Here is a 22,075-nt window from a genome sequence, read left to right on the forward strand (position 1 = left end):
AGTTCAAACATCTTTGGGTTTTTAAGAAACCCTAAACTTGGCTCAGCAATCGTTGGTTACATCTTTGATTTCTCGCGGAGTAACTTGTGACGCTGATAATCTTGTTGACTATCAGTCTGACTCCACAAGCACCCACACGAATTGCTTGATTCAGTTGTTAAAGAGCGGTTGGTTAAGATCTTTCGTCTCAACCGAGGCGCGCATTCTACAGCAGCCTCATTTGCTGTCAAGTGATTATTTTCAGAAGCTTTCGAGGTTTTCCTCAACAACTTCAACCACTTGCGCTTCCGATCTCTCGTTAGCGGGAGGCGAATTCTACAGCGTTACACGCTGCTGTCAACACCTCTTTTTCTCCGCTTTCGACCGAGAGGATCGAAACGCTAATAGAGCCAAACAACATTGCTCTACCAACTCCTTCTGGGCTTCGATGAACTGAAGCAACTCGCTGTCGAATTCTGTGTAACTCTTTGTTTACCAAGGAGTTTTCCGTTTCGACTGCGCCGGAAGTGGGGCGAATTATAGACTTCCAGGATCTGCCGTCAACCCTTAATTTTGCTTTTCTATCAATTACTTACGATCGATTAAAAAACAACCAGCTCTTCTATATAAAAACCCCTTCTATATAGAAGAAACACCTCAAATGACCCCCGCCTCCTTTAAAGCGGCTACATGGCCCGCCCCCAGCCCCAGCACCTGGCTAAGAACCTGGGCCGTATGCTCGCCCAGGAGAGGAGGCGCACTGCGATACTCCACCGGCGTCTTGGACAACCGCATAGGGCTCCCCACCTGAGGCACCTTACCCGCCAGCGGGTGAGGCAACTCTATCGCCAGACCACGCGCCTGCACCTGAGGATCGGCAAACACCTGCGCCAGGTCATTGATCGGCCCACAGGGCACACCCACCTGCTCCAGCTGGGCCACCCACTCAGCAGTGGTCTTGAACACCGTGGCCTGGCGAATCAATGGAATAAGCACCGCCCGATTGGCCACCCGCAGCTTATTAGTGGCAAACCGCGGATCATCGGCCCACTGCGGCTGCCCAGCGACCTGGGCAAACTTGCGAAACTGACTGTCATTGCCCACGGTCAGGATGAAATCGCCGTCAGCCGTAGGAAAGTCCTGATAGGGCACGATATTCGGATGCGCATTACCCAACCGCTTGGGGGATACCCCAGTCGTCAGGTAATTCATCGCCTGATTGGCCAGACAGGCCACCTGGACATCCAGCAACGCCATATCGATATGCTGGCCACCACCATCATGATCGCGGTGCGCCATAGCCGCCAGAATCGCCACCGTGGAGTAAAGCCCGGTCAAAATATCGGTCAGCGCTACACCCACCTTGACCGGACCTTCACCCTCATCCCCCTCGGGGCGCCCCGTCAGGCTCATCAACCCGCCCAATCCCTGGATCATGAAGTCATAGCCAGCCCGCGCCGCATACGGCCCCGTCTGGCCAAACCCGGTGATAGAGCAATAAATCAGCTCTGGGTTGATCTCCCTGAGCGATTCATAGTCCAGGCCATACGCGGCCAAGCCGCCGACCTTGAAGTTCTCGATCAAGATATCCGACTTCGCCGCCAGGTCGCGGACCAGCTTCTGCCCCTCCGGCCGGGTGAAGTCGATAGTCACCGACTCTTTATTACGATTGGCCGATAAGTAGTAGGACGCTTCACTGGTGTTCTGACCATAAGCATCCTTAAGGAAGGGCGGCCCCCAGGCGCGAGTATCGTCGCCACTGCAAGGCCGCTCGACCTTGATCACCTCAGCGCCGAGGTCGGCAAGAATCTGTCCGGCCCAGGGCCCCGCCAGCACCCGTGACAAATCCAGTACCCGCAGATGCGATAGCGCGCCCATGGTCACACTCCTATTAATAGAACGCCTGGATACCGGTCTGAGCGCGCCCAAGGATGAGCGCATGGACGTCATGCGTGCCTTCGTAGGTATTCACCACTTCCAGGTTGACCAGGTGCCGGGCAATCCCGAACTCGTCGGAGATACCATTGCCACCGAGCATGTCGCGGGCCATGCGCGCGATATCCAGGGACTTGCCGCAGGAATTGCGCTTCATGATCGACGTGATCTCCACCGCCGCCGTCCCTTCATCTTTCATCCGGCCCAGGCGCAGGCAACCTTGTAGGGCGAGGGTGATTTCGGTCTGCATATCGGCGAGCTTTTTCTGGATCAACTGTGTGGCAGCCAGTGGGCGCCCGAACTGCTGGCGATCGAGGGTGTACTGGCGCGCCGTGTGCCAGCAGAACTCCGCGGCCCCCAAGGCGCCCCAGGAGATACCGTAGCGGGCCGAGTTCAGGCAGGTGAACGGGCCTTTCAAGCCGCGCACATCGGGGAAGATGTTCTCTTCGGGAACGAACACGTTATCCATGACGATTTCGCCGGTAATCGAAGCACGCAAGCCGACCTTGCCGTGAATCGCCGGTGCACTCAGGCCTTTCCAGCCCTTCTCCAGGACAAAACCACGGATGTCGCCCGCATCGTCCTTGCCCCAGACCACAAACACATCGGCAATCGGGCTGTTGGTGATCCACATTTTGCTGCCGGTCAGGCTATAGCCGCCATCCACCTTGCGCGCACGGGTAATCATCGCGCCCGGGTCCGAACCGTGGTTGGGCTCGGTCAGACCGAAACAACCAATCCACTCACCCGAGGCCAGCTTGGGCAGGTACTTCTGTTTTTGCGCTTCGGTGCCGAACTCATTGATCGGCACCATCACCAGGGAAGACTGCACGCTCATCATCGAGCGGTAGCCGGAGTCGACACGCTCCACTTCACGGGCAATCAAGCCGTAGCTGACATAGTTCAAGCCACTGCCACCGTACTGCTCAGGGATCATGGCGCCCAGCAGGCCGGTCTCGCCCATTTCACGGAAAATCGCAGGATCGGTCTTTTCATGACGGAAGGCTTCAAGCACACGCGGCGCCAACTTGTCCTGGGCAAATTGCTCGGCACTGTCGCGCACCATGCGCTCTTCTTCAGTGAGCTGTTGATCCAGCAGCAGTGGATCGATCCAGTTGAAGCTTGCCTTACCGCCCATGAGTGAGTCCTCGCGAAGTAAATCAAAAGTCGTGCATGCAGCCTAGGCCGGGTCAGCGAAGAGGGCAAACGAGGTTTTTGCATAGCCTTGTGCTAATTTCTCACTCCGTGATGATCAAGAAGGGCAAAACCGCCTTTTATTAGTGAGGGTACGGTACATGCGTAGGAAAATCCCCAGCACCACGGCCCTGGTCAGTTTTGAAGCTGCCGCCCGCCACGAGAGCTTTACCAAGGCCGCGCAAGAACTTTCTATCACCCAGGGCGCGATCTGCCGACAGATCGCCAGCCTTGAGGAGTTTTTAAGTGTCGAGCTGTTTCGGCGCTCGCGACGCGGGGTAAAGCTCACGGAGGCCGGGCTTTCCTATAGCCGGCGGGTCGCGATGCAATTGGATGCCGTGGAACGCGACACCCTGTCAGTGATGGGCCAGCAGGGCGCCAATGTGATCGAACTGGCGGTAGTGCCCACATTCGGTACGCAGTGGCTGATCCCGCGCCTCAAGGACTTCCAGCAGCAACACCCCGAAGTCACGGTGAACCTGACCAACCGTACCCGCCCGTTCCTGTTTGCCGATACCGAGTTCGATGCCGCGGTGTATTTCGGCGATGCCGACTGGTCCGGCACCGAATCCCACCGGCTGATGGGCGAAAACCCGGTCCCCGTCTGCAGCCCGCGCCTGCTGGGGAACCATACGCACTTCAGCGCAGGGCAAATCGCCGAGCTGCCACTGCTGCAGCAAACCACGCGGCCCTACGCCTGGCGCCAATGGTTCGACGCCCAACAGCTGAATATCCCCCGGGACATGACAGGCCCGCGCTACGAGCTATTCTCCATGTTGTCCCAAGCGGCCATGCATGACATGGGGATTGCGCTGATCCCACCGTTCCTTATTCAGCGGGAACTGGGCGAGAAACAGCTGGTGATTGCCAACCAGCAGGCGCTGACCAGCAGCAAGGCCTATTACCTGATGATTCCCGAGCGAAAGGTCGAATCTGCTTCACTGCACGCCTTTCGAGACTGGTTGATTGATCAGGCACAGCGCTACAGCCAATGATTCCTGGCGGGCCGGCGAATTACTGACCCTGTAGTCAAATAATTAATAACACTACAGATATAAATATATGTCGCCTTTAGACAGACTGTACCGATCAACTGAAAAATGGCCTGAAAGCCAATGACTGCAAGCTCTACAGCGCTTATTAACGACCAATGACCGGCGACTCATGTCGAAATTTACGCAAATCGTATTTTCCCGCTAGAAGCCTTTAAACACCTGTATTTAAAGAGGTTATTCCAGCGTATTGCGACAATCAGTCACAGGGTGACTTGTAGTTAATTTTTCGTCACCCGTCATAATCCCTTGAAGGCCGTAAAGTTCGCCTGCAAAATGCCGCGCCCTGCTGTCATTTCAGCGGGGTCGTGCTGATCGGCCGCCCCAGTTGCGCCACTCGCGGTGCACTGGCCTTTTTACAAAAATCAAAAGCAAAAAGATCATGCAGGAGATTTGACGTGCACATTGGTGTTCCTCTCGAAACCCAGACCGGTGAAACGCGGGTTGCTGCAACCCCGGAAACCATCAAGAAGCTGATCGGCCAGGGCCATAAGGTCACTGTACAAAGCGGTGCTGGCATCAAAGCCAGCGTCGTCGACAGTGCCTATGAAACGGCAGGCGCAACCATTGGCAGTGCCGGCGACGCGTTTGGCGCTGAGCTGATTCTCAAGGTGGTCGCCCCCAGCGACAGCGAACTGACGCTGATTAAAAGCGGCACCGTGTTGGTGGGCATGCTCAATCCGTTCAGTAACGAAACCATCACCCGGCTGGCCGAACATGGCATCACGGCCTTCGCCCTGGAGGCCGCGCCGCGCACCTCCCGTGCGCAGAGCCTGGATGTGCTGTCGTCCCAAGCCAACATTGCCGGCTACAAGGCGGTGTTGCTGGCGGCTCATCACTACCCGCGCTTCATGCCAATGCTGATGACGGCCGCAGGTACCGTGAAAGCCGCTCGCGTGCTGATCCTCGGTGCTGGCGTGGCCGGCCTGCAGGCCATTGCCACGGCGAAACGCCTGGGTGCGGTCATCGAAGCGTCCGACGTACGCCCGGCCGTGAAGGAGCAGATCGAATCCCTCGGCGCCAAGTTTGTCGACGTGCCCTACGAGACCGATGAAGAGCGCGAATGCGCCGTCGGTGTCGGCGGCTATGCACGCCCGATGCCCACCAGTTGGATGCAGCGCCAGGCCCTGGCCGTGCATGAGCGCGCCAAGCAAGCCGATATCGTCATCACCACCGCCCTGATCCCGGGCCGCAAGGCCCCGACGTTGCTGAGCGCCGAAACCGTCGCCCAGATGAAGCCAGGCTCCGTGGTGATCGACCTGGCCGCCGCCCAGGGGGGCAACTGCCCTCTGACCGTCGCCGACCAGGTGGTGGTAGAAAACGGCGTGACCATTTGCGGCCCGACCAACCTTGCCGGCGCGGTCGCTGCCGATGCTTCGGCCCTGTATGCGCGCAACCTGCTGGACTTCCTGAAGCTGGTCTTCACCAAGGAAGGGCAGTTTGAAATCAACCTCGAAGACGACATCGTCGCCGCGTGCCTGATGTGCCGCGACGGCCAAGTCATCCGCAAAAACGCCTAAGCAGGGATTCAGACGATGGAAGAGCTTATCTCCCCCGGTATCTACAACCTGATCATCTTCGTGCTGGCGATTTATGTCGGTTACCACGTGGTCTGGAACGTCACCCCCGCGCTGCATACGCCGCTGATGGCCGTGACCAACGCGATCTCGGCGATTGTGATCGTTGGCGCCATGCTCGCGGCCGCACTCACCGTCACGCCGCTGGGCAAGACCATGGGCACCCTGGCCGTGGCCCTGGCCGCCGTGAACGTGTTCGGCGGTTTCCTGGTTACCCGTAGGATGCTTGAGATGTTCAAGAAGAAAGCGCCCAAGGCTAAAGAAGAGGTGCAGAAGTAATGAGCATGAACCTCGTGACGACGCTCTACCTGATCGCGTCGATCTGCTTCATCCAGGCCCTCAAAGGCCTGTCGCACCCAACCACGTCCCGACGCGGCAACCTGTTCGGCATGCTCGGCATGGCGCTGGCGGTGCTCACCACCGTGGGCCTCATCTATAAGCTGGGCGCGGAGCTGGCCACTGCCGGCATCGGCTACGTGATTGTCGGCCTGCTGATCGGCGGCACCGCCGGCTCGATCATGGCCAAGCGCGTAGAAATGACCAAGATGCCGGAGCTGGTCGCCTTCATGCACAGCATGATCGGCCTGGCGGCGGTGTTTATCGCCATCGCGGCGGTGGTCGAGCCGCAATCCCTGGGGATCGTCAAGCAACTGGGTGACGCGATTCCTGCGGGTAACCGCCTGGAGCTGTTCCTCGGTGCAGCCATTGGTGCCATTACCTTCTCCGGTTCGGTCATCGCCTTCGGCAAGCTGTCGGGCAAGTACAAGTTCCGCCTGTTCCAGGGCGCACCGGTACAGTTTGGCGGCCAGCACAAGTTGAACCTGGTGCTGGGCCTGGCCACCCTGGGCCTGGGCCTGGTGTTTATGTTCACCGGCAACCTCAGTGCCTTCGCCCTGATGCTGGCCCTGGCCTTCGTGCTGGGCGTGCTGATCATCATCCCGATTGGCGGCGCCGACATGCCGGTGGTCGTCTCGATGCTCAACAGCTATTCCGGCTGGGCGGCGGCGGGTATCGGCTTCTCGCTGAACAACTCGATGCTGATCATTGCCGGCTCCCTGGTAGGTTCGAGCGGTGCGATCCTCTCGTACATCATGTGCAAGGCGATGAATCGCTCGTTCTTTAATGTGCTGCTCGGCGGCTTCGGCAATACCCCGGATGCCGCAGGGCCGGCTGGCTCCAAAGAAGCGCGCCCGGTGAAATCCGGCTCGGCCGACGATGCCACCTTCCTGCTGACCAACGCCGACACCGTGATCATCGTGCCGGGCTATGGCCTGGCGGTCGCGCGGGCACAGCATGCACTCAAGGAGCTGACCGAGAAGCTGACCCATCGCGGCGTTACCGTGAAGTATGCGATCCACCCGGTCGCCGGGCGCATGCCTGGCCACATGAACGTGCTACTGGCCGAGGCCGAAGTGCCTTACGACCAGGTGTTCGAGATGGAAGACATCAACTCCGAGTTCGGCCAGGCCGACGTGGTGCTGGTGCTCGGCGCCAACGACGTGGTCAACCCGGCCGCCAAGAACGATCCAAAGTCGCCGATTGCCGGCATGCCGATTCTCGAAGCCTTCAAGGCCAAGACGATCATCGTCAACAAGCGCTCGATGGCCAGTGGTTATGCCGGCCTGGATAACGAACTGTTCTACCTGGACAAGACCATGATGGTCTTCGGCGATGCCAAGAAGGTCATCGAAGACATGGTCAAGGCCGTCGAATAAACACTGCTCCAGCGCAATACCCAAAACCCCGGCCTCCCGTAGGCTGGGGTTTTTTATTAGCGGGAAAAACCCGACCAAAGGCTCTAAATCGCGACCTGGCATTCGACCATGGTAGCGGGACGAACGCCTTTGAAATCACTAGACTGCCCACCTTGCCTCCGTTGCCCGAGATAACAATCCATGTACCGTGATCGTATCCGCTTGCCTTCGCTGTTGAACAAGGTCATGAGCGCCGCCGATGCTGCCGCCCTGATCGAGGACGGCATGACCGTCGGCATGAGCGGCTTTACCCGCGCCGGTGAAGCCAAGGCCGTGCCCCACGCCCTGGCCGAACGTGCCAAGACCTCGCCCCTGAAAATCACCCTGATGACCGGCGCCAGCCTGGGCAACGACCTGGACAAGCAACTGACCGAAGCCGGCGTGCTGTCGCGCCGCATGCCATTCCAGGTCGATAGCACCCTGCGCAAGGCGATCAATGCTGGCGAAGTGATGTTTATCGACCAGCACCTGTCGGAAACCGTCGAACAGTTGCGTAACAACCAGCTCAAGCTGCCGGATATCGCGGTCATCGAAGCCGTGGCCATCACCGAGCAAGGCCATATCGTGCCCACCACCTCCGTGGGCAACTCGGCCAGCTTCGCGATTTTTGCCAAGCAAGTGATCATCGAGATCAACCTGGCCCACAACCCGAACCTCGAAGGCCTGCACGACATCTATATCCCGACCTACCGCCCGACCCGCACCCCGATCCCGCTGGTCAAGGTGGATGATCGTATCGGCAGCACCGCGATCCCAATCCCGCCGGAAAAAATCGTCGCCATCGTCATCACCAACCAGGCCGACTCCGCTTCCACGGTCACGCCGCCCGACAGCGACACCCAGTGGATCGCCAATCACCTGATCAACTTCCTCAAGCAGGAAGTCGATGCAGGGCGCATGACCAACAAGCTCGGCCCGCTGCAAGCCGGTATCGGTAACATTGCCAACGCGGTGATGTGCGGCCTGATCGAGTCGCCGTTTGAAGACCTGACCATGTACTCCGAAGTCCTCCAGGACTCGACCTTCGACCTGATCGACGCCGGCAAGCTAAGCTTTGCCTCCGGCAGCTCGATCACCTTGTCAGAGCGGCGCAATGCCGATGTGTTCGGCAACCTGGCGCACTACAAGGACAAACTGGTGCTGCGTCCGCAGGAAATCTCCAACCACCCGGAAGTCGTGCGGCGCCTGGGCATCATCGGCATCAATACCGCGCTGGAGTTCGACATCTACGGCAACGTCAACTCCACCCACATCTGCGGCACGCGGATGATGAACGGCATTGGCGGCTCGGGGGATTTCGCCCGCAACGCGCACCTGGCGATCTTTGTCACCAAGTCCATTGCCAAGGGCGGGGCGATTTCCAGCGTGGTGCCGATGGTCAGCCATGTCGACCATACCGAGCATGACGTCGACATCCTCGTGACCGAGATCGGCCTGGCCGACCTGCGTGGCCTGGCGCCACGGGAGCGCGCCCGGGTGATCATCGACAACTGCGTACACCCGGACTATCGCGACGCGCTCAATAACTACTTCACCGCCGCCTGCGCCATCGGCGGGCACACGCCGCACATCCTGCGTGAAGCCCTGAGCTGGCACATCAACCTGGAAGAAACCGGGCACATGCTTAAAGGCTGACAGATACAGATCCGGGCGGATGCAAACACAGCTGCATGCGCCTGAATCTGAACACAGCACAATCACAAAAAACTGTACTACTGTACCGGTCATTTCCTACCGTAAACCCCTACAAATGCTTGCGCAAATGCCTGAAACGCACCAAATAAGTGCTTACAGGTACAGTTGCCCCGTTTTAGTACAGTACAGCCGCTATAAACAGTTAACTGGCCCCTCACAATACAGGTGAACTGTATCTAGAGAGTCTTGCGTCGGAGGAGGATCATTGGCATCAGTTAAACCACTACCTAATCCCGCCACAAGCGGAAGGATGTCATCATGGAACGTACACTCAGTTCCGAACTGTTCTACGAAGATAAAGCTGTCAACACCCAGGCTTCCCTGCCTCTGCGCGTTATCGCCAACCTGATGTTGTGGCAGCGCCGCATCTCCAGCCGCCATCAACTGGCTCGTCTGGACTCGCGTCTGCTGGCCGATGCCGGGATCAGCGAAGCTCAACGCTACGAAGAGCTGAGCAAGCCGTTCTGGCGCTGATTTAGCGCCCGCTGGCCCTGACCTGCCGGGTCCACCGCCAGCACCCCGAATTGTTGTAGCAGAACCCGCCCCGGGTAATCGGAGGCGGGTTTTGTGGTTTTTGGGAGGTCGGAAATCAGCGCCAATCTATCGATAGGTACAATTATAAAAATATGAAAATTGACCAGTACAATTTTAGATCGGTTGATTTTTCCCCGCCAAATAGTCTTTTCAAACAACGACTTCCCATTGCGCACTACCCGAACAGATAGGCGCCAGCTACTATCTCGTCATTAGTTCGTCTCATATACAGGAGTCACCCCATGTCCCGTCTTCGTTTGCTGAGCGCTGCCGCCCTGCTTGCCGTCGCTGCCAATGCCAGCGCTACCAGCCTGATCGTGACCACCGACTCGATTGTTGGCGCGCTCAAAGCCACGTCCGATGCCAGCTCCGATGCCACATCGTCCCTGCGCGACAACAAAGTCGTACGCGCCGCCCGTGACGATGCCGCCAGCTTCGTCGCCAGCGAAGGCGCCATCCGCGGCGTGAAGCTGGAAAGCGCCCTGGCGCAGATCCGCCAACAGGCACCACAACTCAATAGCGCCACTGATGTGCAGCTGGCCCAGGCGATCCTGGCCATCTGAGTCGACCCTGCCTAGGGGTGCCCGCGCTGGCTCTCGCCCGGGCATTGCGCTAGCCTTGGCGCTCGTTTTCAGTTGTCGAGTCCCATGGCTTTTTCATACCGTTTGTTGATTGCTCCCACAGTGCTTGCCATCGGCGGGGCCAGTCCGGCCCAGGCCTTTGACCTGTCCACGCAAGGCCTCGTCGCCAGCGCTTATGCCACCAGCAAAGTGACCTCGGCGCCGTTCGATCGTAAAGTGCTACTGGCCGCCCAGGATGACGCTGCCACGTTTATTGCCACTGACGGCCAATGGCGGGGCGCCCGGCTGGAAAGCGCACTGGATTACCTGCGTCGCACCCAGCCAAAACTTAAGTCCGGTGACCTTGAACTGGCCCAGGCAATTCTCGTCCAATAATCATCTTTACCTTTTGGAGTCTTTCCATGCGTCGCCCGTTGATCGCAGCTGCTCTCGGCCTGTTCCTGCTGGCCGATATCGCCCAGGCACAAACCCTCGTGGCCACCAGTAACATCATTGTTCGTGCCTTCGGCCGCACCATTGATTTCACCTCGGACACCACCACCTCCATCCGCGACTCGAAAGTCGTGCGCGCAGCCCACGATGACGCTGCCAGCTTTGTCGCCAGCCATGGCGAGATCCGCGGCGTGCAACTGGAAGCGGCCTTCGACACCCTGCGCACCCGCGTGCCAGAAGCCCGCGACGCCAGCGACCAGGTTCTCGCCGAAGCCATCCTCGCATTGTGAGGCGCTTCACCGCCTGGCTATTGGCTGCGACGCTGCTGCTGGCTGGCAGCGCCGCCCAGGCCAGCCTGCAACTACGGCTCAAGACCGACGGCTTGAGCCCAGCCCAACAGCAGGCCAGCCAGGCATTGCTCGATGAAGCCATGCAGGCGCTGCCGCCGCGCTTCATCGAGCAGTTGGACCGGCGCATCGACGTCGGCTGGACCGACGACATGCCCGCCAATGCCTATGGCCAGGCGTCGCTGGTGTCCGAACTGGACCTCAACCGCAGGCTACTGGCCAGCCTTACCGACGGCACCGCCGCCACCCAGCAGACCCAGCGCCCCCACGGCACTGTGCGCCGGGAGCTGCTGGCCACCGTTCTGCATGAACTGACCCACATCTACGACCGTGCGCGCCTGTGGCCCAAGGACCAGCGCGGGTTGATCCAGCGCTGTAGCCGCCAGAACAACATCACCGGTCTGGTGGGCCTGCCCGATCAATGCCGTGGCCAGAATGACCGGCGCTTCACCCTCAGCGACGACCCGCGCTTGCTCGACCTGGCCGGCTGGCCGCAATACGTCGGCCGCCGTGGCGAGCGCGAGCAACACAACCGGCAAGTGGCCCGCAGCCCGGACCTGTACGAGATCACCAACCCCAAGGAGTTCGTCGCGGTCAACATGGAGTACTTCCTTCTCGACCCGAGCTACGCCTGCCGCCGTCCTGCGCTGTATCGCTACTACCAGCAACACTTCGACTGGGCCCCGCCGGCCAAGGACGCTTGCGCCAACACCTTCGCCTTCCTCAATGCCGGTAACGATTTTGCCAAGACTCCCTTGGGCCAGGTCGATCCCGAGCGTGTGTACGCCATCGACTACCTGCTGGCCGAAGCCAACCAGAACCTGGTAAGCCGCTGGGGTCACAGTATGCTGCGCCTGGTGATCTGTGCCCCGGGCCGGCCCCGTGGCCCGGATTGCCGCCTGGACCTGGACCAGCACCTGGTGTTGTCCTACCGCGCGTTCGTCGGCGACGTACAGCTATCGAGCTGGGACGGGCTGGTAGGCAAGTACCCATCACGCCTGTTCGTATTGCCCCTGGCCCAGGTGATCGACGAATACACCAAGACCGAACTGCGCGGCCTGGCATCGGTGCCCTTGATCCTCTCGCGCCAGGAAATCAACGACACCGTCGAGCACGCCGCCGAAATGCACTGGAGCTACGACGGCAATTACTACTTCCTTTCCAACAACTGCGCGGTCGAAGGCCTGAAACTGCTGCGCAGTGGCAGCGCCAACCCGCAACTGACCACCCTGGACAACATCACCCCCAACGGTTTGCTCGAAGTGCTCAAGGCCCGCGGGCTGGCCGACACCAGTGTGCTGGATGACCGCCGCGAAGCCTTGCGCCTGGGCTATCACTTCGACTCCTTCCGCGAGCGCTACCAGGCGATGTTCGAGGTGCTGAAGAAACATTTGCCGATCCCCCAGACCCAGGTCGAAGACTGGCTGAGCTTGAGCGCCGAGCAACGCAGGCAGTGGTTCGACCAGGCTGACCTGCGCACCAGCGCCGCCTTGCTGCTGCTGGAACAGGCCAGCTTTCGCAAACAGCTGATGCTCGCCCAGGACGAGGTCAAGCAGCGCTACCTCGGTGCCCGCGAGCTGAAGAACGGCGGCATGGCCAAGGCCGATGCGACGTTGCAGCAGATCCTCGCCAACAGCGGTTTCCTCAGTCGCCCGGCGGAACTGCTCGGCAGCGGCGGCTATGGATTGCCCCAACCCAAGGAGTGGCAGCGCCTGGAGTCAGAAAGCGCATCGCGCCAGAAACAGCTGCAATCGTTGACCGGCGACCTGGATAAAGAGGTGAGGGCGCTGCTGGAGCCTTCGCGGGCGGCGGAAATTGCCGCCTGCGAGGCCAATCTCAAACAAGTTGGCGAACACCTGCGGGCCTTGCACAAGGCGGCTGGTGGGTTGCAACTGCCTTAAGATCAACAGCATCGCGGGCAAGTCGAGTCGTCGCACCGCCGCTCCCACACTTGAAATGCGATCAAATGTGGGAGCCGGGCTGCCCGCGATAGCGCCCTCACGCCTAACCACTTGTTTCAGACATCAAAAACAGACCAATCCTACGAAACATCTGTTCATCACCTGTTTACCCAGCGAAAGCTGGCTGAAAGCTTTCGCGATTAGGATCGCCCTCACTACCGGCAATAGACCGGTTGGCCAACCTGAGCGTTTTTATGCCCGGGGGCCCAATTAACAACAACAATGGTGATTCTGATGTCCGTTCGTACCCGCCTGTTTCCCCCCACTCCCCCCGTACGCCTCGCGCTTTTCGTTCTGCGCTGACCCCACCCGGTTCGCCATTCCCTAGCCGCGCTACGCCTGGAGTATTCCTATGCTGACTTTCCTTGGCTTTGCCATGGTCATCACGTTCATGTTCCTGATCATGACCAAGCGCCTGTCGGCGCTGATCGCCCTGATCATCGTGCCGATCCTGTTCGCACTGTTCGGTGGCTTTGCGCCGAAGATCGGCCCGATGATGCTCGAAGGCATCACCAAGCTGGCGCCCACCGGCGTGATGCTGATGTTTGCCATCCTCTACTTTGCCTTGATGATCGACTCCGGCCTGTTCGACCCGGCCGTGCGCAAGATCCTCAAGCTGGTCAAGGGCGACCCGCTGAAAGTCTCGGTCGGTACGGCCGTGCTGGCGCTGGTGGTGTCCCTGGACGGTGACGGCGCCACCACCTACATGATCTGCGTGGCCGCCATGCTGCCGCTGTACAACCGCATTGGCATGAGCCCACGGATCATGGCCGGCCTGATCATCCTCGCCGGTGGCGTAATGAACATGACGCCCTGGGGCGGCCCGACCGCCCGTGCCGCCAGTGCGCTGCACGTGGACCCCTCGGACATTTTCGTACCGATGATCCCGGCCATGGCCGCCGGCGTGGTGGCGATCCTGGTGATTGCCTATATGTACGGCCTGCGCGAGCGTGCTCGTCTGGGCGTGCTGCACCTGCAAGGCGATGAAATCGACCATAGCGAAATCAGCGTCTCGCAGTTCCCGGATGCCCGTCGCCCGAAACTGATCTGGTTCAACGGCGCCCTGACCCTGACCCTGATGTGCACCCTGATCGCCGGCCTGCTGCCACTGCCCGTGCTGTTCATGGTGGCCTTCAGTATCGCGATGATCGTCAACTACCCATGCCTGCAGCAGCAAAAAGACCGCATTGCCGCCCACTCGGGCAGCGTGCTGGCCGTGGTCGGCCTGATTTTTGCCGCCGGCATCTTCACCGGCATCCTGTCGGGTACCGGCATGGTCGACGCCATGTCCAAGAGCCTGCTGGCAGTCATCCCCGAGGCCCTGGGCCCTTACCTGGCGGTGATCACCGCGCTGGTGAGCATGCCGTTCACCTTCTTCATGTCCAACGATGCGTTCTACTACGGCGTACTGCCAGTATTGGCCGAAGCCGCCAGCCACTACGGCATCACCGCCGCAGAAATGGGCCGGGCCTCGATTGTTGGCCAGCCGGTACACTTGCTCAGCCCGCTGGTGCCATCGACTTACCTGCTGGTAGCCCTGGCCGGTATCGAATTTGGCGACCACCAACGCTTCACCCTGAAGTGGGCAGTCTTGGTGTGCCTGTGCATAATGGTTGCCGCATTGCTGTTGGGCACATTCCCGCTGTTCAGCACTCTATAATCGTAACAACTCACTGCGCCGGCCTCCCCCCCCCGGCGCGGTCTAACACTCGCACAAAGGAACACATATGGAATGGCTGACCAATCCAGAGATCTGGATTGCCTTCTTCACCTTGACGGCTCTCGAGATCGTCCTGGGCATCGATAACATCATCATGATTTCGATCCTGGTCAGCCGCATGCCCAAGCATATGCAGGCGCGCACCCGGATCTTCGGCCTGGCCCTGGCCATGATCACCCGGATCCTGTTGCTGCTGTCGATCACCTGGGTCATGCAACTGACCGCCGATTTGTTCACCGTTGCCGGCCAAGGTATTTCCGGTCGCGACCTGATCCTGTTCTTCGGTGGCCTGTTCCTGCTGTGGAAAAGCTCCCAGGAGATGTACCACGCTCTGGAAGGTGAAGACGAAACCCACGACGAGCCGACAGGCAAGGGTGGCAAGTTCATCTACACCATCATCCAGATCGCCATCATCGACATCGTGTTCTCCCTGGACTCGGTGATTACCGCCGTGGGTATGGTGTCCCACGTACCGGTCATGGTCGCCGCGATCATCGTTGCGGTACTGGTGATGATGCTGGCTGCCGGCACCATCAGCGAGTTCATCGACAAACACCCGTCGCTGAAAATGCTCGCGCTGTCGTTCCTGCTGGTCGTAGGTACCGTGCTGATCGCCGAATCCTTCGATGTGCATGTGCCAAAAGGCTACGTGTACTTCGCCATGGCGTTCTCCCTGGCGGTAGAAGCGTTCAACATCAAGATGCGTACCGCCGTCGCGAAGAAGAAAAAGCAGCAGGATCCAGTCAAACTGCGCAAGGACATTCCGGGTCAATAAACCCGAAGTGACCGAATGGGGGCTCTTATGAGCCCCCTTTTTTTCGCCCGCAAAAAGCTGATTTCATGACAGTTTTGTTTCAAAGCCGACTTTAGCTATGCGATGCTGGCGCACAGGCCGTTCGCCAACTACAGCTTAAGTACACAACACAAAACGGCACGCGGCACTTTTTGCTCTACATCGAGCACGACTCAATACAGGGGGCCGAGCATGCTGACCCTGCTCAATCTTCTTTCTGCGGTGACCCTGCTGATCTGGGGCACGCACATCGTCCGTACCGGCATCCTGCGGGTCTACGGTTCCAACCTGCGCCAAGTCATCGGGCAGAACATGGCCAGGAGCTGGCTGGCGTTCATTGCCGGGATCCTGGTGACCGCCATGGTGCAAAGCAGCAACGCCACGGCGATGCTGGTGACCTCGTTTGTCGGCCAGGGCCTGATGGGGCTCATGCCCGCCCTGGCGACCATGCTCGGCGCCGACGTCGGTACGGCGCTGATGGCGCGGGTACTGACCCTGGATCTTTCGTGGCTGTCGCCGCTGCTGATCTTTCTCGGGGTGATCTTCTTTCTGTCGCGCAAACAGACACGCGCCGGGCAGATGGGCCGGGTCGGCATCGGCCTGGGGCTGATCATTCTTGCGCTGCAACTGATCGTCGAAGCCGCCGGGCCGATTACCCATGCCCAGGGCGTCAAAGTCCTGTTTGCCTCGCTGACCGGCGACATCCTGCTCGATGCCCTGGTGGGCGCGCTGTTTGCGATGATCTCCTACTCCAGCCTGGCCGCCGTGCTGCTGACCGCGACCCTGGCCGGTGCCGGGGTGATTGGCCTGCATGTGGCCATCGGCCTGGTGATCGGGGCCAATATCGGCAGCGGCGTGCTGGCCTTCCTCAGCACCAGCATGCAAAACGCCGCCGGCCGCCAGGTGGCCCTGGGCAGCCTGCTGTACAAGCTGATCGGCCTGTTGCTGATCATCCCTGTTCTTGACCCACTGGTGCAGTGGATGGACACCCTGGACTACAGCGCCCAGGGCATGGTCATCACCTTTCACCTGCTCTACAACGTCACCCGCTGCCTGATCCTGCTGCCCACCATCGGGCCCATGGCACGCCTGTGCGCCTGGCTGCTGCCGGAACGCCCGGAGGCTAATGGCCTGGCCAAGCCCCGCCATCTCGACCCCACGGCGCTGACCACCCCGAGTCTGGCCCTGGCCAACGCCGCGCGGGAGACCCTGCGCCTGGGCGACCTGATCGACAATATGCTGAGCGCCATGCTGGAAGTGCTGCGCGGCAAACAGACCGCCATCACCCAGCAAATGCGCAGCCTCAGCGATGATGTCGAAGCGCTGTACAGCGCGATCAAGCTGTACCTGGCGCAAATGCCCCGGGAAGACCTCAGTGAGCACGACAGCCGGCGCTGGGCCGAAATCATCGAGCTGTCGATCAACCTGAAGCTGGCCGGCGACTTGATCGAGCGCATGCTGCGCAAGGTCCAGCAGCAGAAAACCTCCCAGCGTCGCTCGTTTTCCGAAGTCGGGCTGGAAGAACTGGTCGACCTGCACAGCCAACTGATCGCCAACCTGCGCCTGGGCCTGTCGGTATTCCTCAGCGCCGACCCGGAAAGCGCCCGCCAACTCCTGCGCGAGAAGCGCCGCTTCCGTGCCCAGGAACGGCGCCTGGCCCACGCCCACGTCAGCCGCCTGCAACGCAAGATCGTGCAAAGCATCGAGACCAGTTCCCTGCACCTGGAATTGATTGCCGACATGAAACGCCTGAACTCGTTGTTTTGCAGCAGTGCTTATGTCGTGTTGGAAACCTGCGAAACCGGCGCGCTGGCCACGGACAATATTGCCGACATCACCCATTCGCCCTGAACGAACCGCCCACCTGGGGAGTCAGTTAAAAACACCGCCCAACCAAAGTGGGAGCGGGCTTGCCCGCGATTGCGGTGGGTCAGTTGATAAAACAGTTGACTGACACTCCCCCATCGCGGGCAAGCCCGCTCCCACAAAAAGCCAGTTTCAGCCGTTATTACTCGCCAGGAACCCCGTTATGCGTCGCCTGTTACTCGCCTGCCTGCTCCTGGGCTCGTCCCACGCCTTTGCCTTTGATCGCCTGCAGGTCGAAGGCTATATGCTGCCCAACGGCCTGCAGGTGCTGCTCAAGCCGGGCACCGAACGCGGGCATGTGGCGATCCGCCTGGTGGTGGGCGTGGGCCTGGATGACTTCAGCTGCGCCGACAAGGAACTGCCGCACCTGCTCGAACACCTGCTGTTCAGCGGCATCGACGGCGGCGGCGAAGGCGCGCTGGAAGAACAGATGCAGGCCCTGGGCGGGGAGTGGAACGCCTACACCAGCAATGCCGACACCACCTTCGTCATCGAGGCCCCGGCGCGCAACCAGCGCAAGGTGCTGGACCTGCTCAAGGCGATCCTGACCCGTACCGAACTGAGCGATGCCGCGATCAACGCCGCCAAGCAAGTGGTCGAACGCGAAGACGGCGGTCACTATTCGCACCTGCAACGCCTGTTGGATCGCCAAGACCTGGGCCATAACGCCAGCCACCAACTGGCGGTGGAACTGGGTCTCAAATGCGCCGAGCGCGCCGAAGCCGGCTACCTGACCCGTGCCCAACTGGAGAAAGTGCGCCAGGACTGGTACGCCCCCAACAACATGACCCTGATCATCGTCGGCGATCTCGACAAACTGCTACCGGCCTATCTGGAACGTACCTATGGCCAGCTCGAGCCGGTAGACCCCAGCGAGCATCGCCTCTTACCGCAAATCCAGGGCACCGCCGCCAGCCATCGCGACCTGATCCGTGGCTGGGTCGGCGACGGCGCCAAACTGCACTGGCTGTTCCCCGAGCCGATGCTGGACGACCAGCACGACGCCACCTACGACCTGCTCAAGGATTATCTGGATTGGGCGCTGTATCGCCAGTTACGCCTGCAGCATGGCCTGTCCTACGGCCCGTGGAGCGAGCGCGAAGTGCTGGGCGGCGTGGGTTTCATGAGCCTCAACGCCGACCTGGACCGCGACCGCCTGCCCGAAGCCGAACACGTCCTCGAAAGCCTCAAGGCCACGTTACTTGAAGATGGCCTTGACCGGGCCACCTTTAACCGCCTGCAACACGCCGCCATCGACCGCCAGGCCTGGGCCGTGCAGGGCAATAGCGCCCTGGCCGACTACTATTGGGGCGCCTTGGCCGACTACACCGATGGCCGTTTCAGCGACCCGGCCAAACGCATCAAGGCCGTGAGCCTGGCGCAGGCCAACCAGGCCATGCGCCAACTGTTCAACCAGCCCGGCTACTGGCGCATCGAAAAACCGCTGCTCAGTTACGATGCCCTGAGCTGGATCAGCGCGGGCGCGCTGGGGCTAATCATCATTGGCTGGCTTGGCGTGCGCCGTTATCGCAAAGCAATTGCGTAATCACACGCCACTCAAAGCGCTAAGACGTTATTCTGTCTGGGATTTTTTCCTACAAAGACTGCGAACCGTCGAATGCCAAACCTGACCCTTTTCATACAGCGCATCCTCGAACTGATGAAGCGCTACCCAGGGGTGATCGCACTCGGCGGTTTTATCTCGGGCGTGGGCAGCTTTATCCTGGTGGACCGCCAACAAGGCATGGCCAGCTGGATCGCCATCGTCCTGCTGGTGAGCTGGTTGTGGCTGATGCTGGAAAACAGCTTCACCCAGTTGTTCAGCAAGGTCTTCAAGCGGGAAATCCCCGAACCGTTGCTGCGCTACGCCACACAGATGATCCACCAGGAAAGCCTGTTCTTTGTCCTGCCGTTCTTTTTTGTCACCACCACCTGGAACAGCAGCCAGTCGATTTTCACCGGCCTGCTGGGCGCCGCCGCGCTCATCTCAATCACCGACCCGCTGTACTACAAATGGCTCGCGCCCAAGCGCTGGCTGTTCCTCGCCCTGCACACCCTGACCCTGTTTGCCGCCTTGCTCACCGCGCTGCCGATCATCCTGCACCTGACCACCGCCCAGAGCTACAAGCTGGCGCTGGGCGTGGCGATGCTGTTGTCGATCCCCAGCCTGGCCGTGAGCCTGCCGCTGCGCAGCCTCAAGGGTTGGCTGATGCTACTGGGCGTGACGGTGACGATTGGTTGCGCGGGCTGGTTCCTGCGCAGCTGGGTGCCGCCGGCCACGCTGTGGATGACCGAAGTGGCGATCAGCACTCAAATGCAGGACCGCACCCCCGGCGATGACCTCAAGGAAGTCAGCGCCAGCCAACTGCGCAGCAGCGGCCTGTACGCCTACACCGCGATCAACGCACCGCGCGGGCTGGACGAACGCATCTACCATGTGTGGCAGTTCAACGGCAAAGAGGTCGACCGCATCGCCCTGGATATCCATGGCGGGCGCAAGGAAGGCTACCGGGCCTGGACCCACAAGCAGAACTTCCCGGCGAATGCCGTGGGCCGCTGGCAGGTGCGGGTGCTGACCGAAGACGGCCAGGTGATCGGCGTGTTGCGCTTTAAAGTCACTGACACAGCGCAAACGGACACGCCAAAGTAGGACAGATCGTGCTATTACATAGCAATTGTGGAATAGCCAAACAAGCTCGGAGCTTATGACCAGTAGCACAACGGCAGGCAATGCCCATCTGGACGCGTCCACCCAGCCGCCCCAACTGCGGGTCACCGGGGACTGGACGCTGGCCCACTACAGCACCCTCCAGCGGTTGTCCGCGAGCCTCGACGGCCAGTACGACGCCAACACCCGCGTCGACCTCAATGGCCTCGGCGCACTGGACACCGCCGGCGCCTCGCTGCTGGTCGAACTGCTCGGCCCCGAGCGCATCGAGCACAGCGCCGAACAAACCGACTGTACTCTGCCCGCCGCCGACCGGGCGCTGCTCAAGACCGTCTACCGCGCCCTGAATGATTTTTGTGTGCCGGTCAAAGAACCGCAGGAAAGCGCCGGCATCCAACTGCTGGCGCGCATCGGCGGCGCGGTGGATACCGTCTGGCAAGATGCCATGCAGCTGCTGGGCTTTATCGGCCTGATCCTCGAAACCCTCGCCCGCGGCATGTTCCGGCCCAAGCGCTGGCGCCTGACGCCGATGGTGGCGCATATCGAACAGACCGGGCTCGATGCCGCGCCCATCGTCGCCTTGCTGACCTTTCTGGTGGGCGCCGTGGTCGCGTTTCTCGGCGCCACGGTGCTGGAAAGTTTCGGCGCGAGTATTTTTACCGTGGACCTGGTGGCGTTTTCCTTCCTACGGGAGTTTGGCGTCCTGCTCACCGCGATCCTGATGGCCGGCCGCACCGCCAGTGCCTTCACCGCACAGATCGGCTCGATGAAGGCCAACGAAGAAATCGACGCCATCCGCACCCTGGGCCTGGACCCCATGGAGTTGCTGGTGTTGCCCCGTGTCCTTGCGTTGCTGGTGGCGTTGCCGATGCTGACCTTCCTCGCCATGATCTCGGGGATTATCGGCGGCGGTGTGGTGTGCGCCGTGGCCCTGGATATTTCGCCGGCGATGTTCCTCTCGCTGTTGCAGTCGGATATCGGCGTCGAGCATTTGCTGGTGGGCCTGGTCAAGGCGCCGATCTTCGCGTTCCTGATCGCCGCCATTGGCTGCCTGGAAGGCTTCAAGGTCAGCGGCAGCGCCGAATCGGTCGGTGCCCACACCACCTCCGCGGTGGTGCAATCGATTTTCGTGGTGATCGTGCTCGACGCGGTGGCCGCACTGTTCTTTATGGAGATGGGCTGGTGAGCCGTTTACAGCGAGCGCCCAGCGCGGCGGTGATTGAGGTGCGTGGCCTGTGCAACCGCTTTGGCCCGCAGAGCGTGCATGAAAACCTCGACCTGGATCTGTACAAGGGCGAAATTCTCGCCGTGGTGGGCGGTTCGGGCAGCGGCAAGTCGGTGCTGCTGCGCAGCATCATCGGCCTGCGCCGGCCCAGTGAAGGCCAGGTGCGGGTGTTCGGGCAGAACCTGCCGAGCCTGTCGGAGCACGAACGCTCCCTGGTGGAACGCCGCTTCGGCGTGCTGTTCCAGAAGGGCGCGCTGTTTTCCTCGCTAACGGTCACGGAAAACGTCGCCCTGCCACTGATCGAACATGCCGGCCTGAGCCGCGCCGATGCCGAGCACCTGGCGGCGGTGAAGCTGGCCCTGGCCGGGCTGCCGTTGTCGGCGGCCGACAAATACCCGTCGTCACTGTCGGGCGGGATGATCAAGCGTGCGGCCCTGGCCCGCGCCCTGGCCCTGGACCCGGACATTCTGTTTCTCGATGAACCGACCGCCGGCCTCGATCCCATCGGGGCGGCGGCGTTCGACCAACTGATCCTGACCCTGCGCGATGCCTTGGGCCTGAGTGTGCTGCTGATCACCCATGACCTCGACACGCTCTACACCATCACCGACCGCGTGGCGGTGCTGGCGCAGAAAAAGGTACTGGTGGCGGGTGCCATCGATGTTGTCTCGCAAACGAACGACGCCTGGATTCACGAATACTTTCATGGCCCCCGGGGCCGCGCGGCATTGGATGCCGCTCAACAGCTCAACGAGGTATGAC

19 protein-coding genes are annotated in these 22,075 nt (G+C 60.7%); 17 read left to right on the forward strand and 2 right to left on the reverse strand.

Translation table 11 applies throughout. The features are described from left to right. Positions 1-636: 636 nt before the first annotated feature. On the reverse strand, positions 637-1,857 hold the full coding sequence (locus AO268_RS19240) for a CaiB/BaiF CoA transferase family protein (RefSeq protein WP_099169540.1): 1,221 nt from the start codon (positions 1,855-1,857) through the stop codon (positions 637-639). A 13-nt stretch (positions 1,858-1,870) separates the two neighbouring features. Continuing rightward, positions 1,871-3,052, reverse strand: a complete 1,182-nt coding sequence (locus tag AO268_RS19245; protein WP_029290432.1) for an acyl-CoA dehydrogenase — start codon at positions 3,050-3,052, stop codon at positions 1,871-1,873. Positions 3,053-3,209: 157 nt separating this feature from the next. Between AO268_RS19245 and AO268_RS19250 the strand changes: the two genes are divergently transcribed. From AO268_RS19250 to AO268_RS19335, 17 genes are all read left to right on the forward strand, one after another. Next, positions 3,210-4,103, forward strand: coding sequence for a LysR family transcriptional regulator (locus tag AO268_RS19250; protein WP_176561394.1), 894 nt, complete (start codon positions 3,210-3,212; stop codon positions 4,101-4,103). 455 nt (positions 4,104-4,558) lie between these two features. Continuing rightward, positions 4,559-5,680: a Re/Si-specific NAD(P)(+) transhydrogenase subunit alpha gene (locus AO268_RS19255; protein WP_076963400.1), complete on the forward strand. Its 1,122-nt coding sequence runs from the start codon at positions 4,559-4,561 to the stop codon at positions 5,678-5,680. Between the two features lie 15 nt (positions 5,681-5,695). Next, positions 5,696-6,016 carry an NAD(P) transhydrogenase subunit alpha gene (locus AO268_RS19260; protein ID WP_003233786.1) on the forward strand — a complete coding sequence of 107 codons (321 nt, stop codon included), beginning with the start codon at positions 5,696-5,698 and terminating at the stop codon, positions 6,014-6,016. Next, positions 6,016-7,452: an NAD(P)(+) transhydrogenase (Re/Si-specific) subunit beta gene (locus AO268_RS19265; protein ID WP_038444899.1), complete on the forward strand. Its 1,437-nt coding sequence runs from the start codon at positions 6,016-6,018 to the stop codon at positions 7,450-7,452. The genes AO268_RS19260 and AO268_RS19265 overlap by 1 nt, the downstream gene beginning before the upstream one ends. Before the next feature lie 180 nt (positions 7,453-7,632). Further along, positions 7,633-9,126 (forward strand): acetyl-CoA hydrolase/transferase family protein, encoded by a 1,494-nt coding sequence (locus AO268_RS19270; protein WP_076963399.1) that lies wholly within the window; start codon positions 7,633-7,635, stop codon positions 9,124-9,126. Between the two features lie 318 nt (positions 9,127-9,444). Continuing rightward, positions 9,445-9,660, forward strand: coding sequence for a DUF1127 domain-containing protein (locus tag AO268_RS19275; RefSeq protein WP_076963398.1), 216 nt, complete (start codon positions 9,445-9,447; stop codon positions 9,658-9,660). Positions 9,661-9,962: 302 nt separating this feature from the next. Beyond that, complete coding sequence (locus tag AO268_RS19280) at positions 9,963-10,283, forward strand: DUF2388 domain-containing protein (RefSeq protein ID WP_099169542.1); 321 nt, start codon at positions 9,963-9,965, stop codon at positions 10,281-10,283. An 84-nt stretch (positions 10,284-10,367) separates the two neighbouring features. Next, a complete protein-coding gene (locus AO268_RS19285) occupies positions 10,368-10,676 on the forward strand; it encodes a DUF2388 domain-containing protein (protein ID WP_099169543.1) in 309 nt (102 codons plus the stop codon). A 26-nt stretch (positions 10,677-10,702) separates the two neighbouring features. After that, complete coding sequence (locus AO268_RS19290; protein ID WP_099169544.1) at positions 10,703-11,023, forward strand: DUF2388 domain-containing protein; 321 nt, start codon at positions 10,703-10,705, stop codon at positions 11,021-11,023. Then, positions 11,020-12,981: a DUF7844 domain-containing protein gene (locus AO268_RS19295; protein WP_076963394.1), complete on the forward strand. Its 1,962-nt coding sequence runs from the start codon at positions 11,020-11,022 to the stop codon at positions 12,979-12,981. Before AO268_RS19290 ends, AO268_RS19295 begins: the two co-directional genes overlap by 4 nt. A gap of 412 nt (positions 12,982-13,393) precedes the next feature. Continuing rightward, positions 13,394-14,701, forward strand: coding sequence for a CitMHS family transporter (locus AO268_RS19300; RefSeq protein ID WP_076963393.1), 1,308 nt, complete (start codon positions 13,394-13,396; stop codon positions 14,699-14,701). 67 nt (positions 14,702-14,768) lie between these two features. Then, positions 14,769-15,536: a TerC family protein gene (locus tag AO268_RS19305; protein ID WP_076963392.1), complete on the forward strand. Its 768-nt coding sequence runs from the start codon at positions 14,769-14,771 to the stop codon at positions 15,534-15,536. 210 nt (positions 15,537-15,746) lie between these two features. Then, positions 15,747-17,405: a Na/Pi cotransporter family protein gene (locus AO268_RS19310; RefSeq protein WP_099169545.1), complete on the forward strand. Its 1,659-nt coding sequence runs from the start codon at positions 15,747-15,749 to the stop codon at positions 17,403-17,405. A gap of 178 nt (positions 17,406-17,583) precedes the next feature. Next, positions 17,584-18,966 (forward strand): M16 family metallopeptidase, encoded by a 1,383-nt coding sequence (locus tag AO268_RS19320; RefSeq protein ID WP_076963390.1) that lies wholly within the window; start codon positions 17,584-17,586, stop codon positions 18,964-18,966. Between the two features lie 72 nt (positions 18,967-19,038). Further along, the gene (locus AO268_RS19325) at positions 19,039-20,070 is read left to right on the forward strand and encodes a DUF5924 family protein (RefSeq protein WP_076963389.1); all 1,032 of its coding nucleotides are present in this window, start codon (positions 19,039-19,041) and stop codon (positions 20,068-20,070) included. 55 nt (positions 20,071-20,125) lie between these two features. Then, positions 20,126-21,274 (forward strand): MlaE family ABC transporter permease, encoded by a 1,149-nt coding sequence (locus AO268_RS19330; RefSeq protein WP_076963388.1) that lies wholly within the window; start codon positions 20,126-20,128, stop codon positions 21,272-21,274. Then, positions 21,271-22,074 carry an ABC transporter ATP-binding protein gene (locus tag AO268_RS19335; protein WP_076963387.1) on the forward strand — a complete coding sequence of 268 codons (804 nt, stop codon included), beginning with the start codon at positions 21,271-21,273 and terminating at the stop codon, positions 22,072-22,074. The genes AO268_RS19330 and AO268_RS19335 overlap by 4 nt, the downstream gene beginning before the upstream one ends. Position 22,075: the final 1 nt, after the last annotated feature.

It is taken from the genome of Pseudomonas sp. ICMP 8385 (assembly GCF_002699915.1).
Taxonomy (GTDB): domain Bacteria; phylum Pseudomonadota; class Gammaproteobacteria; order Pseudomonadales; family Pseudomonadaceae; genus Aquipseudomonas; species Aquipseudomonas gessardii.

Excerpts from the sequence above, each read along its gene's own strand:
- AO268_RS19240 (WP_099169540.1), bottom strand. The coding sequence starts at position 1,857 with ATGGGCGCGCTATCGCATCTGCGGGTACTGGATTTGTCACGGGTGCTG.
- AO268_RS19245 (WP_029290432.1), bottom strand. The coding sequence starts at position 3,052 with ATGGGCGGTAAGGCAAGCTTCAACTGGATCGATCCACTGCTGCTGGAT.
- AO268_RS19250 (WP_176561394.1), top strand. The coding sequence starts at position 3,210 with ATGCGTAGGAAAATCCCCAGCACCACGGCCCTGGTCAGTTTTGAAGCT.
- AO268_RS19260 (WP_003233786.1), top strand. The coding sequence starts at position 5,696 with ATGGAAGAGCTTATCTCCCCCGGTATCTACAACCTGATCATCTTCGTG.
- AO268_RS19265 (WP_038444899.1), top strand. The coding sequence starts at position 6,016 with ATGAGCATGAACCTCGTGACGACGCTCTACCTGATCGCGTCGATCTGC.
- AO268_RS19270 (WP_076963399.1), top strand. The coding sequence starts at position 7,633 with ATGTACCGTGATCGTATCCGCTTGCCTTCGCTGTTGAACAAGGTCATG.
- AO268_RS19275 (WP_076963398.1), top strand. The coding sequence starts at position 9,445 with ATGGAACGTACACTCAGTTCCGAACTGTTCTACGAAGATAAAGCTGTC.
- AO268_RS19280 (WP_099169542.1), top strand. The coding sequence starts at position 9,963 with ATGTCCCGTCTTCGTTTGCTGAGCGCTGCCGCCCTGCTTGCCGTCGCT.
- AO268_RS19285 (WP_099169543.1), top strand. The coding sequence starts at position 10,368 with ATGGCTTTTTCATACCGTTTGTTGATTGCTCCCACAGTGCTTGCCATC.
- AO268_RS19290 (WP_099169544.1), top strand. The coding sequence starts at position 10,703 with ATGCGTCGCCCGTTGATCGCAGCTGCTCTCGGCCTGTTCCTGCTGGCC.
- AO268_RS19300 (WP_076963393.1), top strand. The coding sequence starts at position 13,394 with ATGCTGACTTTCCTTGGCTTTGCCATGGTCATCACGTTCATGTTCCTG.
- AO268_RS19305 (WP_076963392.1), top strand. The coding sequence starts at position 14,769 with ATGGAATGGCTGACCAATCCAGAGATCTGGATTGCCTTCTTCACCTTG.
- AO268_RS19310 (WP_099169545.1), top strand. The coding sequence starts at position 15,747 with ATGCTGACCCTGCTCAATCTTCTTTCTGCGGTGACCCTGCTGATCTGG.
- AO268_RS19320 (WP_076963390.1), top strand. The coding sequence starts at position 17,584 with ATGCGTCGCCTGTTACTCGCCTGCCTGCTCCTGGGCTCGTCCCACGCC.
- AO268_RS19325 (WP_076963389.1), top strand. The coding sequence starts at position 19,039 with ATGCCAAACCTGACCCTTTTCATACAGCGCATCCTCGAACTGATGAAG.
- AO268_RS19330 (WP_076963388.1), top strand. The coding sequence starts at position 20,126 with ATGACCAGTAGCACAACGGCAGGCAATGCCCATCTGGACGCGTCCACC.